We start from the raw sequence: 13353 nt of genomic DNA, 5'->3' as shown, positions 1-13353 counted from the left end.
CGCACCCAGGTGGCGCCCGGCGCGGTGCACGTGCCGGACGCCCGGGCCCGGCGCGAGCTGCTCGATGCTCGTGGGCGGGGCCCCGGCCGAGCGAGGCCGGGACCGGGGGAGTGCCCGGCCGCCCGCCGGACCGCGCACGGTGCGCCCTCCCGGAGGCGGCACCATGACGGCCCGGCAGGTGTGCCTCGGACGGTACTGGTACCCGTACGGCTACGCCCGCACCGTCGTCGACGGCGCTGCGGTGAAGCCCTTCACCGGCCGGCTCGGCGAGTCGGCCCGCCGCGCGGTGACCGACGCGCTCGGCGCCGAGGCCGCGCGGGGTGCCGTGTACGACATCGCGCTCGTCGACTTCTACGACGCCGACGCCCGCACGGGCACGCACCGTGACGGCGACGAGAAGGCGGACGCGCCCGTGGTGTCGCCGAGCCCCGGCGACACCTGTGTCTTCCGCTTCGGCAGCACCGAGACCCGGACCGCCCCTGCGCGGACATCGAGCCGCGCAGCGGCGACCTGTGCGTCTTCGGGGGGCCGTCCCGGCTCGCGTACCACGGGTGCCGAGGGTGTACGCGGGCACGGGCCGCGGGAGTTGGGGCCGACCGGGCGGCTGGACGTCACCGTGCGGGCCGGCGGCCTGCAGTCGGCGCCGATTGCGGATCATGGGAGACTCGCCCTCATGAGCGGGAAGGCGGACCCCCGGCCGGCGGGGGAAGGGACCACCTCGAGGACGCGGCTGGACCGGGGGCGCGGTGCGCTCGGCCCCGCGCTGGAGCTCGTGCACACCGGACGCGCGCCGACCCGCGCGGTGCTCACCGCCGAGCTCGGGGTGACCCGGGCCACGGCCGGTGCGGTCGCCGCCGAACTGGAGGCGCTCGGGCTGATCCGGGTGGACGCCCGGCCCGGCGCGGCGGCCGGTTCGCAGGGGCGTCCCTCGCACCGGCTCTCGGTCGCCGAGGACGGGCCCGTGGCGCTCGCCGCGCAGGTGCACGCCGACGGTTTCCGGGCGGCCCTGGTCGGGCTCGGCGGCCGCATCGTCGCCACGACGCCCGGCTGCGAGGTGGTCGACGCCGATCCGGCGAAGGTGCTGGGCTCCGTCGTCGCGGCCGGCGCGGAACTGCTGCGGGAGACCGGACGGCGGTGCGTGGGCGCGGGTCTCGCGGTGCCGTCGGCGGTGGCCGAACCGGAGGGGCTGGCACTCAACCCGCTGCACCTGGCCTGGCCCGCGGGCGCACCGGTGCGGGAGATCTTCGCCGAGCAGGTCCGTGCGGCCGGCCTCCCCGGACCCGCCTTCGCGGCCAACGACGTCAATCTCGCCGCCCTGGCCGAGCACCGGCACGGCGCCGGGCGCGGCTCCCGTGACCTGCTGTGCGTGGCCACCGGCCACCGGGGGGTGGGCGGTGCGCTGGTGCTCGACGGCCGCCTGCACTCGGGCAGTTCGGGCCTCGCCCTGGAGGTCGGCCACCTCGCCGTCAACCCCGAGGGCCGCCCCTGCCACTGCGGCAGCCGCGGCTGCCTGGACGTGGAGGCGGACCCGCTGGCCCTCCTCACCGCGGCGGGACGCGCACCGGGCCCCGAGATGTCCCTGCTGAAGCAGGCCGACGACCTGATCCGCGGGCAGTACGACGACCCGGCGGTGCGCACGGCCACCGAGGCCCTCATCGACCGTCTCGGCCTCGGCCTGGCCGGCCTGGTCAACATCCTCAACCCCGACCGGATCATCCTCGGCGGCCTGCACCGCACCCTCCTGGAGGCCGACCCCGACCGGCTGCGCGCCGTCGTCGCCGACCGCAGCCTGTGGGGCCGCAGCGGCGGTGTCCCGATCCTCGCCTGCACCCTGGACCACAACAGCCTGGTCGGTGCCGCCGAGCTGGCCTGGCAGCCGGTGCTGGACGATCCGCTGGCGGCACTGGCGTAGCGGATCGCGCCGCGCCCCCTACTGGAGGCACGCGGCCCCTACTGGGGGAAGGAACCCCTCCCGAGCGGGCGCGTCGGCCGGCAACCGGCCCCCGCGCCGGACCGGACCACGCACAATGACCGACGAGCGCCGACCGCGGAAGACGGCCCGCCGGACGGCCCGACAGAAGGAAAGCCGACGTCATGACCGACAAGCTGACCGTGAGTGTCCTGGGTACCGGCATCATGGGCGCGGCGATGGCCCGCAACCTCGTCCGTGCCGGACACACCGTCCGCGCCTGGAACCGCACCCGCGCCAAGGCCGCCCCGCTCGCCGCCGACGGCGCGTACGTCGCCGGCACCCCCGCCGAGGCGGTCGAGTCCGCCGACGTCGTGCTGACCGTGCTGTACGACGGTGCCGCCACCCTGGAGACGATGCGTCAGGCCGCTCCCGCCCTGCGCCGGGGAACGGCCTGGGCACAGTCCACGACCGCCGGGATCGAGGGCGTCGCCGAACTGGCCGGCTTCGCCCGCGGGCACGGCCTGCACTTCTACGACGCCCCGGTCCTGGGCACCCGGCAGCCGGCCGAGGCGGGACAGCTGACCGTGCTCGCCGCCGGCCCCGCCGAGGGCAGGGACCGGGTGACGCCGGTGTTCGACGCGGTCGGCGCGCGCACCGTGTGGACCGGGGAGGACGGGGCGGCGGGCAGCGCGACCCGCCTGAAGCTGGTCGCCAACAGCTGGGTGCTGGCGGCCACCGCCGCCGCCGGCGAGACCCTCGCCCTCGCCGGGGCCCTCGACGTCGCACCGGAGGGTTTCTTCGACCTCATCACCGACGGCCCGCTCGACATGGGCTATCTGCGCGCCAAGGCCGGCCTGATCCTCGACGGACGGCTGTCCCCGGCCCAGTTCGCCGTGACCACCGCCGCCAAGGACGCCCGTCTGATCGTGCGGGCGGGCGAACAGCACGGCGTCCGCCTGGACGTGGCCGCCGCGAGCGCCGAACGCCTGGAGCGGGCCGCCGCCCAGGGCCACGGCGACGAGGACATGGCCGCCGCCTACTACGCCAGCTTCGACGAGCCCACCGCCTGAACTCCCGTACGAAACGTGCGGGATCCGTCCGGAGAACATCAGAGGAGACCGTCATGTCCAAGCCCCCGCTGCCCCCCGAGGCCGACGCCCTGCTGCGCCGTCCCAACCCCTGCGTCATGGCCACGCTCCGCTCCGACGGCGCGCCCGTCTCCACCCCCACCTGGTACCTGTGGGAGGACGGCCGTGCGCTGATCAACCTCGACGGGGGCCGGGTACGCCTGAAACACCTGCGCCGCGACCCGCGCGTCACCCTCACCGTCCTGGCCGACGACTGGTACACCCACGTCACCCTGATCGGCCGCGTCGTCGAGATGCGCGACGACGAGGGGCTGGCCGACATCGACCGCCTCTCCCGGCACTACACCGGCGACGCCTATCCGGACCGGGAGCGTGCCCGGGTCAGCGCCTGGATCGAGGTCGACCGCTGGCACGGCTGGGGCGCGATGCGGGACAGCGACCAGGCGGCCACCTGACCACCGGCCCGGCAGACGCGCCGTCCCGGGACCGCCGCCGCCCGAACGGGCGGCGGCGGTCGGGGCCACCACGCCGCCGCCCGGCAGCCGGCCGTCGAAACCGGCCACCACGAGGACCCGCACTCCCCGGGGCGGGGGAGCCACCCGTCACCCTGGTGAACCCCGTCCGGACCCCGACGCGCCGATGCCCTCGGCCGGTCCGGGGACGAAGACCTCGACCTCCGTGACCCGGCCGCGCGGCGCATCGCCCGGCCCGGTGCGGACCGCGCTCACCACCGGCGCCCCCGGGGCAGCCGGTCCCGCTCCGGCGCCGACAGGTGAAGCACCTGGAAGACCTCGCCGTCCGCCTCGGGCGCCCCGCGGGCGAACGAGCCGGGGAAGGCGTGTCACCGCCCGGTCAGCCTGGAACGGCCGACCGGGCGGGAGCGGGTTCGGGCCGGTGGTCCTCGGCGGCGGGCTCGACGAGCGCCACCTCCGTGAACCGGTGACCGGGGTGTTCGCCGGCCGCGAGCCGCGGATGCCGGTCCCAGCCCGCCGGGGCGGTCGCGGAGGGCGTCGGCAGGGTGAACCACACCACCTTGCCGGAATCGCCGTCCGGCAGCGCGCCCCAGCTCTCGCTCATCGCGGCCACCATCGCCAGCCCACGCCCGCAGGTGGCGAGCGGACCGGCGTCCTCCACGACCGGCAGACGCGGGTCGTGGTCGCGCACCGAGACCTTGAGCCGGTCGAGCAGCAGCTCCATCTCGACGGTGCACGTCTTGTCGGGCCGGGCGTGCCGGTGGACGTTGGACAGCAACTCCGTCACACCGAGCGAGGCCCGGTCTATCAGGGAATCCATGTGCCAGTAGCGCAACTGCGCAGATACGATTCTGCGGACCTGGCCGATCCGCGACGGCAGGGCTTGGAGCTCCACCGTGCAGTGCCTGCTCGGATGACTGATCACGGCTGCGACTCCCCGATGTCAGGTCCGGAAGGACGTCCGGAAGAACACGGAGTACGGATCCAGCAGGAAGCCCGTATGACGCTGCCGCCTGCTGTCGTGGCCGGCGGGCTGGTTCGCAGCGTTATCGCCGGTAAACCCAGAGTGACGTGAGAACAGAGTGACGCACGGGGTGGAGTGACGCAAGTCACGGGCATCTCAGACGTCGCGCCCCGACGCCCGGCGCACGGCCTCGATGAAACGGCGGGCGGCGGGCGGACCGGGTTCACCCGGCGCGGGATCGTGGTCGCCCAGGGTCAGCAGGTACCGCTTGCCGTTGAGGTCCGCCAGCGCCCGGTCCTCGGGCGCGAACCAGGGCCGGGACGCACGGACCGCCTGCACCGGCGCACTGTCGATCTCGCTGCCGTAGCTGGTGAGCAGCTCCAGCCTGCCGTCGCTGATCCGGACCTGGCCGGCCCGGGTGAGCGACCGCAGCCGCTTGCCGATCCGCACGCCCGTGGCCGTGAACTCCGGCTCCGCCATGCCGCCCGCCCCCTTGTGCGCGTCGGTGTGCCGGACCGTGCTCCGTGGGCCGGCCCGTGTCCAGAACCAGTGTGCCCCGGTACGGGACCCTGCTCCCGCCGGTGCAGTCTGCCCCCACCCGCCGTCGAGCGCCAGTACGCGCACCCCCTTCCCAGGGGCGCCCGGAGCACTCGCGCCCCTGGGCCCCCGCGCCCCCGCGCCCCCTTCGCCCCAGGGGTCCCTTTGAGTCGCTCAAAGATGCGTTTATGCAGGTGGGAAGTGGTGTGGAGGGTGCTTATGATCGGTGTACCGGCCGCGCGAGACGCCGTCGGCGCTCAGCGTAAGGAGCCCCGTCGTGAGCACCCCCCACCCCACCCCGACCGGCGCCACCCTCGACGCCGACCACAGCGACCCCGCCTACCGCGCCTGGCTGAAAGAGGCCGTGCGCAGGGTCCAGGCCGACGCCAACCGCTCGGCCGACACCCACCTGCTGCGCTTCCCGCTGCCCGAGCGGTGGGGCATCGACCTCTACCTGAAGGACGAGTCGACCCACCCCACCGGCAGCCTCAAGCACCGGCTGGCCCGCTCGCTCTTCCTCTACGGGCTCTGCAATGGCTGGATCCGTCCGGGCCGCCCGGTGATCGAGGCGTCCAGCGGTTCGACGGCCGTCTCCGAGGCGTACTTCGCGAAGCTGATCGGCGTCCCCTTCATCGCCGTCATGCCGCGCACGACGAGCGCCGAGAAGTGCCGCCTGATCGAGTTCCACGGCGGGCGGTGCCACTTCGTGGACGACCCCCGCACGATGTACGAGGCGTCCGCGGCCCTCGCGGTGGAGACCGGCGGCCACTACATGGACCAGTTCACCTACGCCGAACGGGCCACGGACTGGCGCGGCAACAACAACATCGCCGAATCGATCTTCCGGCAGCTGGAGTTGGAGCGGTTCCCGGAGCCCGCGTGGATCGTCGCCACGGCCGGCACCGGCGGCACCTCGGCGACCCTCGCGCGCTACGTGCACTACATGCAGTACGACACCCGCATCTGTGTCGCCGATCCGGAGAACTCGTGTTTCTTCGAGGGCTGGACCACCGGCGATCCGGACGTCACCTGCGACTGCGGTTCCCGCATCGAGGGCATCGGCCGGCCCCGTATGGAACCGAGCTTCGTGCCCGGCGCCGTCGACCGGATGATGAAGGTGCCCGACGCGGCCAGTGTGGCCGCCGTGCGGGCCCTGGAGCGGGCCATCGGCCGCAAGGCGGGCGGCTCGACCGGCACCGGCCTGTGGAGCGCGCTGAAGATCGTCGCGGAGATGGTGGCCGACGGGCGGCGGGGGAGCGTGGTGACGCTGCTGTGCGACCCGGGGGACCGCTACCTCGACAAGTACTACGCGGACGCCTGGCTGGCCGAGCAGGGCCTGGACATCGCGCCCTACACGGCGGCGATCGAGACCCTGCTGCGGACCGGCGTCTGGCCGGACCGACCGACGGCCGGCGCCTGTCCGGCGGGAACGGCCGGACGGACCCCTCCTACCGCGTGAGCCGCCGGTCCGGCGAGGCCACCGCGGAACGGAACGCCCGGCCCGGACCCGGCCGCGCGGCCCTGAGCGCGAGACGGAACGGTGCCGTGCCGTCGGCGGACGTCCACCGCACCCGCGTGCCCGCCCGGGCCGGCACCGGCCGCCGCTCCTTTGCGAGGGCGCGTCGGTCACGTCGACGCGTCGGGCGCACACCTCGGGTTCCTTCGCCACGAGGACCGTCCCGCGGAAGCGGGTGCCGCCCGGAGCCGGATCTCGCGCCCCGCGCCGCCGTCGAGGGGACGGGCCGGGGCTGCCGCCCCGGACCGCTCGGTCCAGCCGGTCACGTCCTCGGCCGGAGCGCGGCAGACCGGCTCCGGGGCGGCGGAGATCTCCCGGACGAAGACCAGACGGACGGACGCGGCCCGGACGAAGTCGGGCCCCACGGGACACAGAAGGTGAGCCGTGGACGCAACCCCCCGGACAGGAAACGGAGTTACGGCGAACCGGGCAGCGCACACCCGGGCCGGCGGCCCGTCAGGTGGCTGCGGACTCGTCGTCGGGCTCCTCGGGTTCACCCGCCACCACCAGCCGCCGCAGATGTTCCGCGACCTCCGCGCGCGCCCCCTCCGGCAGCCCGGAGTCGGTCACGAGGGTGTCGACCTGGTCCAGGGACGCAAACGAACTCAGCCCCACCGTCCCCCACTTGGTGTGGTCGGCGACCACCACCACGCGCCTCGCCGACTGCACCAGCCGGCGGTTGGTCTCGGCCTCCGCGAGGTTCGGCGTCGACAGTCCCGCCTCGGCGGATATCCCGTGCACCCCGAGGAACAGCAGATCGAAATGGAGCGTCGCGATGGCCTGGTCGGCCACCGGCCCCACCAGCGAGTCGGACGGAGTGCGCACCCCGCCGGTCAGCACCACCGTGGCCGCGCCCTGCCGGGGGCCCGAGGTGCGCTGCGCCGCGTGGAAGACATCGGCCACCCGCACCGAGTTGGTGACCACCGTCAGATCGGGGACGTCGAGCAGCCGGTGCGCCAGCGCGAACGTCGTCGTACCGCCCGAGAGCGCGATCGCCGCACCCGGGGACACCAGCTCGGCCGCCGCCCGCGCGATGTCCTCCTTGGCGCTCAGCTCCAGGCCCGACTTGGCCTCGAAACCGGGTTCGTGCGTGCTCGCCTCCACCACGGGGACCGCCCCGCCGTGCACCTTCTCCAGCACGCCCTGCCGGGCCAGCGCGTCGAGGTCGCGGCGGACGGTCATGTCCGACACGCCGAGCTTGCGGGTCAGCTCGTTGACCCGGACTCCGCCCCGGCGCCGGACCTCGTCGAGGATCAGGGTGCGCCGCTGCTCCGCGAGGAGGTTCTGATTCTCGCTCACGTACGCTCCGGTCCTTTCGCCTGGAAACCGTCCGACACGCCGCCCCGCGCACCCACTCCGACGAGCGCGTTCTCCGCGTCGTCGGTGCGCGGGCGTCCCATCCTCGCATGCCGGGACCCCTCGGGGTGCCACCGGTGGATCGTCGCGCGCATGTCAGTGATATCCCGTATGTTGCTTGCTCGTCACACGGATCGGGGAGATTCCGTGACGAGAGGTGTGAGCCGTCCCGGCACGGGAGATCCTGTGCCCGCACGGACGGAGCCGACGGCGTGTCACGGGGGAAGTGCGCATCAGTGGAACGTACGCAGGAACACGGACCGGCGGGAAACGCGGACGGCACCGCCACACGGTCCGGGCCGTCCGGGGCCGCCCTGGAACTCCTGGTCCACGGGGTGGGCGGCACCACCCCCGAGGTCATGCTCGACGATCCGCGCACGGTCCGGATCACCGGTGACGACATCGCCGCCGTGTTCCGGCGCGCCGACGACGCCGACGCGGAGCAGCGGCCCGCCGACCGCCGCGACGGGCCCGTCCCCGAGGCCTACGTCTGGTGCAACCTCACCTCCGGGAACGGCACCCGTGCCCTGTGGCTGTTGCTGCTGCCCTTCATGGTGGTCAACCTCGCCCACTGGATGCGCCCCACCGCCCGGGGCCGCACACGCGTGGTCCGGCTGTACGGGCTGCTGGTCCGGCTGGCCGGACTGAGCCTGACGGTGCTGCTCGTCGCGGCCGCCTGCGAGGTCGCCCTCGACCTGGCCGCCTGGCAGTGCGCGGGCACGCGCACGTGCGCCGAGCGGCACTCCTGGCTCGGGTTCCTCTCACCCGAGGTCTCCGACGGCGGCTGGTGGAGCCTCCCGGGCCGCAGGCTCGCCCTCGCCGCCCTGGTGCCCACCGCCCTGACCGGCCTGCTGTGGTACCTGTCCCTGCGCACCTGGAACGCGTACGAGTCCCAGCAGCCGATGACCCGCGACCCGGAGTCCGAGGAGGCCGGCGACCGCACCGCACTGGGGCGGCCCGGCTTCTGGTACGGCCGGCGCCTGGTCGCGCGACTGCGTGCCGCGCACACCGCCGCCGGGCTGCTGACGGTCGCCGCCGCGGTCGGCTCCGCCGCCGCCCGCCACGACCGCGAACCCGGCGGCCCCGCCGTCCTGGCCGTGCTCGGAGTGCTCCTGGAGACGGTGCTGGCCGTCGGGGCGTGCGCGGTGGTGTGGGTGGTCTGCCGCCGGGGCCGCACCGAACGCCGTCTGGACGACGAACTCGACGCGCGTCTGGTGCGGCGCCTGCCCCTCGCGGCCCTCGTGCTGCTCGCGCTGGCCTTCCTGTACGCCGGGTGGGAACGCGACGGGTGGGAGTCGGCGGGCCGGCTGCCCGGCGATCCGACCTTCGGCGCCCTCGCCCTCGTCCAGGGGCTCCTGGTGATCGTCCTCGCCGGCGTCGCCCACGCCCTGTACCGCGCCGACCCCGACCGGCGCACCGCGATGCGGGGCCTGGCCGGCCCGGCGGTCGCCATGCTCGCCTGCGCGCTCGGCGGCGTGATGTCCGGCGGTGTGTCCCAGCGGATGTCCGACTGGCTGGACGGCACCGGGACGTCGATCCCCGGACCACCGGTGCTGCTGACCTGGCAGGCGTCCGTGATCCCGCCGCTGCTGGTGCTGCTGCTGGTGCTGTGCGGCTGGCTGGCCCGGCGCGCCTGGCGTCTCGCACGGGCCGAGCACGCCGCCGTGGAACACGAGTACCCCGGCGAGACGGGGGACCCCGGCCGCACCCGCCGCATCGCCACCGCCCGCGCGATGGCCGCCCTCACCGACCGCGCACCACGCATCGTCGCCGCCACCTCCGCCGCCACCCTGCTGCTGGGCGCCGGCGCCCTCGTCGGCGCCACGATCACCGACCGGACGCCCGGCGCGGCGACCCAGGACTCGTACGCCGTCGTCCACGGCGCCGCCGAGACCGCGCAGGCGCTGGGCTCCTGGCTGATCGGACTGGGCTTCGTCCTCCTCGTCGCCTGCGGCCGGCGCGCCTACAAGGACGCCTCCGCGCGGCGCACCATCGGCATCCTGTGGGACGTCGGCACCTTCTGGCCGCGCGCCGCCCACCCCTTCGCGCCGCCCTGCTACGCCGAGCGCGCGGTGCCCGACCTGACCTGGCGGATCGCCACCTGGACACAGGCCACCGGCGGACGGCTGGTGATCTCCGGCCACTCCCAGGGCAGCGTCCTCGCCGCCGCCGCGGCCTGGCAGCTCCCGCCGTCCACCCGCAGACGCGTCGCGCTGCTGACCTACGGCTCCCCGCTGGAGCGGCTGTACGGCCGCTGGTTCCCGGCCCACTTCGGTCCGGCCGCGCTCGGCTCCCTGCACCAGGAGGTCGACTGCTGGCGCAACCTGTACCGGCTCACCGACCCCATCGGCGGCCCGGTGCGGCTGCCCGGCGACCGCGACCCCGAGGTGGACCGCGCCCCGCTCAAGGACCCCCTCGCCTACGGCCGTACCGGCGCCCACCCGCTGCCCGCGCCCATCCTGGGCCACTCCGACTACCAGGCGGACCCGGCGTTCGCCGAGGAACGCCGCAGGCTGCTCGCCCGGCTGCGGCCGGAGGTACCGGCGCCACGGCACACGGCAGACCCCGACGGCGGCGGCCCGGCCGGCCCCCCGGTGCCCTCGGCGTAGCGGGGGCGGTGCTCAGGGCAGCGCGGGCAGGTCCTCGGCGTACAGGAGGGTCAGGTCGTCGGTGGTCGGCTCGTCGAGCTGGGCGACCCGGCTCGCGTGCCGCTCGACCATCGCCTCGAACGTCTGCCGCGCGGTGCGCCCGTTGCCGAACGCGGGCCCCTTGGGGAGCTCCGTGAAGTACTTCAGCAGCGCCTCGCCCGCCCCCGGTGCCAGCCGGTACTCGTGCTCCTCGGCCTGCTGCTCCACGATCCGCAGCAGTTCCCCGGGACCGTAGTCCCCGAAGGTGATCGTCCGTGAGAAACGGGACGCCACCCCCGGGTTGACCGAGAGGAACCGCTCCATCTCGGCCGTGTAGCCGGCGACGATCACCACCACGGCGTCCCGGTGGTCCTCCATCAGCTTCACCAGGGTGTCGATGGCCTCCTTGCCGAAGTCCCGCCCGGCGTCCTCCGGGGAGAGGGCGTACGCCTCGTCGATGAACAGCACGCCGCCGCGCGCCTTCTCGAACGCCTCCTGGGTGCGGATCGCCGTGGAGCCGATGTGCTCGCCGACCAGGTCGACCCGGGACACCTCGACCAGGTGCCCCTTCTCCAGCACGTCGAGCGAGGCGAGGATCTCGCCGTACAGACGGGCGACGGTGGTCTTGCCGGTGCCGGGGGAGCCCGTGAACACCAGATGCCGCTTGACCGACGCCGCCTTCAGCCCCGCCCGCTGCCGACGCCGGCCCACCTCGATCATGTCGATGAGGGCCCGCACCTCGCGCTTGACGCTCTCCAGGCCCACCAGCGCGTCGAGTTCGCCGAGGACGTCCTTCGAGGTGCGCGCCGCCCGCTCCGGCTCGAAGGACGGGACGGGCGCCGCGGGCGGTGCGGATGCGGTGCGCTGACCGGGAACCGGGCCCAGCAGACCCGGGGAGTGGCCCACCGTCTGCACGGCCGGCTCCGAAGCCGGCGCCGGCGTCAGGCTCCCGCTCTCGTCGCTCGTGCAGTCCTCGACGACCGGACCGCCCGCACCGGAGGCCGCGTCGCCCTCGGCGAACTCGTAACCACCGCGCGCGCAGCGCTCGGTGCGGCACTTCCTGAGCGTCGTACGGCTGCCGTCGATCACGTGGAAGCCGTAGCCGCCGCTGCCCGTGACCCGGCAGTTGAGGAAGGTGCCGCGGCCACCGGCCGAGACGTAGACGCCGGCCTCGGCCGGGGAGCCGATCGTGCAGCGCTCGACGGTCGGGTCGGCGCCCTTGGTGACGATCACACCGGTCTGCGCGCCGTCCAGGGTGCAGTTGCTGAGCGTGCCGCCGCTGCCGTGGTCCCGGAACCAGGCGCCGGTCGCCGCGTCCCGGATCCGGCAGTCGTCCAGCTGCGCGGTGGCGCCGTCGCTCACCGACACCGCCGTGTTGCGCACCTGCGACAGATCACTGTCGACCACGTCCGCGCGCGAACCGCGGTCGAGGACGAACAGCGCGTCCGGCACGTCGTGCACCCGGCAGGAGTCCAGTACGGCGGTGGCGCCGTCGCTCACCCACACCGCCGGGTAGTCGCCGGTGCTGTCGAAGATCTCGCACTGGTTGGCGTCCACGCGCGTGCCCGGATCCCACACCGACAGACCGTTGCGGCCGAACTGCCGCACGCTGGTGCGGGTCAGCGTGAGCACCGACCGGGACCGCAGGTCGACCGCGTTCTCCGGGATGTCGTGGATCCGGCAGTCGGCCAGCGTCAGCACCGCGTCCGTGTCGAGCGTGACGCCGTCCCCGGTCGTGCGGTGCACCTCGCAGTCGGTGAGATGCGCGGTGGCGCGGTTCGTCACCTGGACACCGCTGCCCCGCACCTCGTAGACCTCGCAGCCCACCGCCTCCAGCGCCGAGTTCTCCCCGGTCGCGGTCAGGCCCGAGCCCGAGGCGTGGTGCACCCGGCAGCGCTCCAGACGGGGATGGCCCCCACCGCGTACGGCCACGGCGGCCTGCCCCGCGGCGACCACCTCGCACTCCTCGAAGACCCCGCCCCCGCCGTCCAGTACGGCGATGCCGACGCCCGCCGGGTTGTCGACCGTGCAGCGGCGCACCGTGGGCCGGGCGCTGCCGCGCACCTCGATGCCGGCCGCGGAGCGGGTGACCACGCGGACGTCGCGCAGCTCCGGGGTGCCCTCCTCGACCAGTACGGCCGGGGCGGCGGCGTCCTGGCCCTCCACGTGCAGGTCCTGCACCACCGCCGAGGCGCGCACGGTCAGCGGGACCCCGTCCACGGGTGCGATGCGCACCGATCCGGGGGAGCCCTCGGGGCCGCGCAGGGTCACCGCCCGCTGGACGACGAGGTTCTCCCGGTAGGTGCCGGGAGCGACGGTGAGGACGTCGCCGTCGGCCGCGGCCTCCAGGGCGGCGGCGAGCGACGCGTACTCACCCGTGCGGCGGCGCCACCTCGATGTGCCGGTGTGCGTCACCTGGACCGTGCCCTGTGCCATGGTGTAGCCGTGCCCCCACCTCGTCGTATCTGTGGCTCGTTCGCCCGTTGGACGCCGCAGCCGACCCTACGGCTCGCTCGCGCGCGGGTTGTCGCCGATCGGTTCGGCCGGACCACCGTAGCGTGCGCGCGGGCACGGGGTTGACCGGAGGCGGAACGCGGTCAGTTGCCGGTGCCCGTCCTGCCCCGGTCCGGGCCCGCCCTGCCCCAGGCCCGGTCCCAACGGGCGTACCGGCGGCGGACCGTGCGCCAGACGATCAGCCGTCTGCCGCCCTCGGCCAGGGCCGCGGCCACCAGGGCCGCGCCGAACCCGGCGAGCACGGCGTGCGTCGTCGCCGTGGCGGGGTCCAGCGGGCGGGCCGCGACGCGTCCCTGTCCGTCGGTCCATATCCCGAAGCGGTCGCCCGGCCGCGGGTCCTCCAGGCGCGTCGGCACCGGCCCGCCC

Annotated in this window: 9 protein-coding genes and 4 pseudogenes; 6 read left to right on the top strand and 7 right to left on the bottom strand. The window is 74.8% G+C overall.

Features of this window, described 5'->3' with window-relative positions; translation table 11 throughout:
• Positions 1 to 64 precede the first annotated feature (64 nt).
• From RIM90_RS16175 to RIM90_RS16160, 4 genes and pseudogenes are all read left to right on the top strand, one after another.
• Positions 65 to 418 (top strand): annotated as a pseudogene (locus RIM90_RS16175) (alpha-ketoglutarate-dependent dioxygenase AlkB); the annotation flags it as partial.
• Positions 419 to 673: 255 nt separating this feature from the next.
• The gene (locus RIM90_RS16170; protein ID WP_309061408.1) at positions 674 to 1912 is read left to right on the top strand and encodes an ROK family protein; all 1239 of its coding nucleotides are present in this window, start codon (positions 674 to 676) and stop codon (positions 1910 to 1912) included.
• Between the two features lie 182 nt (positions 1913 to 2094).
• Positions 2095 to 2982 (top strand): NAD(P)-dependent oxidoreductase, encoded by an 888-nt coding sequence (locus RIM90_RS16165; protein WP_309061405.1) that lies wholly within the window; start codon positions 2095 to 2097, stop codon positions 2980 to 2982.
• Positions 2983 to 3035: 53 nt separating this feature from the next.
• Positions 3036 to 3455, top strand: coding sequence for a PPOX class F420-dependent oxidoreductase (locus RIM90_RS16160; protein WP_309061404.1), 420 nt, complete (start codon positions 3036 to 3038; stop codon positions 3453 to 3455).
• A gap of 269 nt (positions 3456 to 3724) precedes the next feature.
• Here the strand turns inward: RIM90_RS16160 and RIM90_RS16155 are convergent.
• The 3 genes and pseudogenes from RIM90_RS16155 to RIM90_RS16145 form a co-directional block, all read right to left on the bottom strand.
• Positions 3725 to 3811, bottom strand: a pseudogene (locus tag RIM90_RS16155) (DUF4865 domain-containing protein); the annotation flags it as partial.
• Positions 3812 to 3852: 41 nt separating this feature from the next.
• A complete protein-coding gene (locus tag RIM90_RS16150; RefSeq protein ID WP_309061407.1) occupies positions 3853 to 4368 on the bottom strand; it encodes an ATP-binding protein in 516 nt (171 codons plus the stop codon).
• Positions 4369 to 4593: 225 nt separating this feature from the next.
• On the bottom strand, positions 4594 to 4917 hold the full coding sequence (locus RIM90_RS16145) for a hypothetical protein (RefSeq protein WP_309061403.1): 324 nt from the start codon (positions 4915 to 4917) through the stop codon (positions 4594 to 4596).
• Positions 4918 to 5251: 334 nt separating this feature from the next.
• Between RIM90_RS16145 and RIM90_RS16140 the strand changes: the two genes are divergently transcribed.
• Positions 5252 to 6433 carry a PLP-dependent cysteine synthase family protein gene (locus RIM90_RS16140; protein ID WP_309061402.1) on the top strand — a complete coding sequence of 394 codons (1182 nt, stop codon included), beginning with the start codon at positions 5252 to 5254 and terminating at the stop codon, positions 6431 to 6433.
• On the opposite strand, the pseudogene RIM90_RS16135 reads toward RIM90_RS16140, so the two are convergent.
• Positions 6423 to 6855: pseudogene (locus tag RIM90_RS16135) on the bottom strand (SRPBCC family protein). The gene RIM90_RS16140 and the pseudogene RIM90_RS16135 sit on opposite strands and share 11 nt — an antisense overlap.
• A gap of 91 nt (positions 6856 to 6946) precedes the next feature.
• A complete protein-coding gene (locus RIM90_RS16130) occupies positions 6947 to 7789 on the bottom strand; it encodes a DeoR/GlpR family DNA-binding transcription regulator (protein ID WP_309061401.1) in 843 nt (280 codons plus the stop codon).
• 293 nt (positions 7790 to 8082) lie between these two features.
• Between RIM90_RS16130 and RIM90_RS16125 the strand changes: the two genes are divergently transcribed.
• Entirely contained in the window at positions 8083 to 10455 is a 2373-nt protein-coding gene (locus RIM90_RS16125; protein ID WP_375165453.1) for a hypothetical protein, read from the top strand.
• 12 nt (positions 10456 to 10467) lie between these two features.
• On the opposite strand, the gene RIM90_RS16120 is transcribed toward RIM90_RS16125, so the two are convergent.
• A complete protein-coding gene (locus RIM90_RS16120) occupies positions 10468 to 12909 on the bottom strand; it encodes a right-handed parallel beta-helix repeat-containing protein (RefSeq protein ID WP_309061400.1) in 2442 nt (813 codons plus the stop codon).
• Positions 12910 to 13070: 161 nt separating this feature from the next.
• Positions 13071 to 13353 (bottom strand): annotated as a pseudogene (locus RIM90_RS16115) (hypothetical protein); the annotation flags it as partial.

The sequence above is a fragment of the Streptomyces sp. genome (genome assembly GCF_031181555.1).
GTDB classification, from domain to species: Bacteria; Actinomycetota; Actinomycetes; order Streptomycetales; family Streptomycetaceae; genus Streptomyces; species Streptomyces fimbriatus.
Note: the sequence above shows the minus strand (reverse complement) of the source record. Positions and strands in the feature narration are given on the sequence as shown.

What these genes read in the sequence shown, in the direction of transcription:
- RIM90_RS16170 (WP_309061408.1), top strand. Translation starts at nt 674, where the DNA reads ATGAGCGGGAAGGCGGACCCCCGGCCGGCGGGGGAAGGGACCACCTCG.
- RIM90_RS16165 (WP_309061405.1), top strand. Translation starts at nt 2,095, where the DNA reads ATGACCGACAAGCTGACCGTGAGTGTCCTGGGTACCGGCATCATGGGC.
- RIM90_RS16160 (WP_309061404.1), top strand. Translation starts at nt 3,036, where the DNA reads ATGTCCAAGCCCCCGCTGCCCCCCGAGGCCGACGCCCTGCTGCGCCGT.
- RIM90_RS16145 (WP_309061403.1), bottom strand. Translation starts at nt 4,917, where the DNA reads ATGGCGGAGCCGGAGTTCACGGCCACGGGCGTGCGGATCGGCAAGCGG.
- RIM90_RS16120 (WP_309061400.1), bottom strand. Translation starts at nt 12,909, where the DNA reads ATGGCACAGGGCACGGTCCAGGTGACGCACACCGGCACATCGAGGTGG.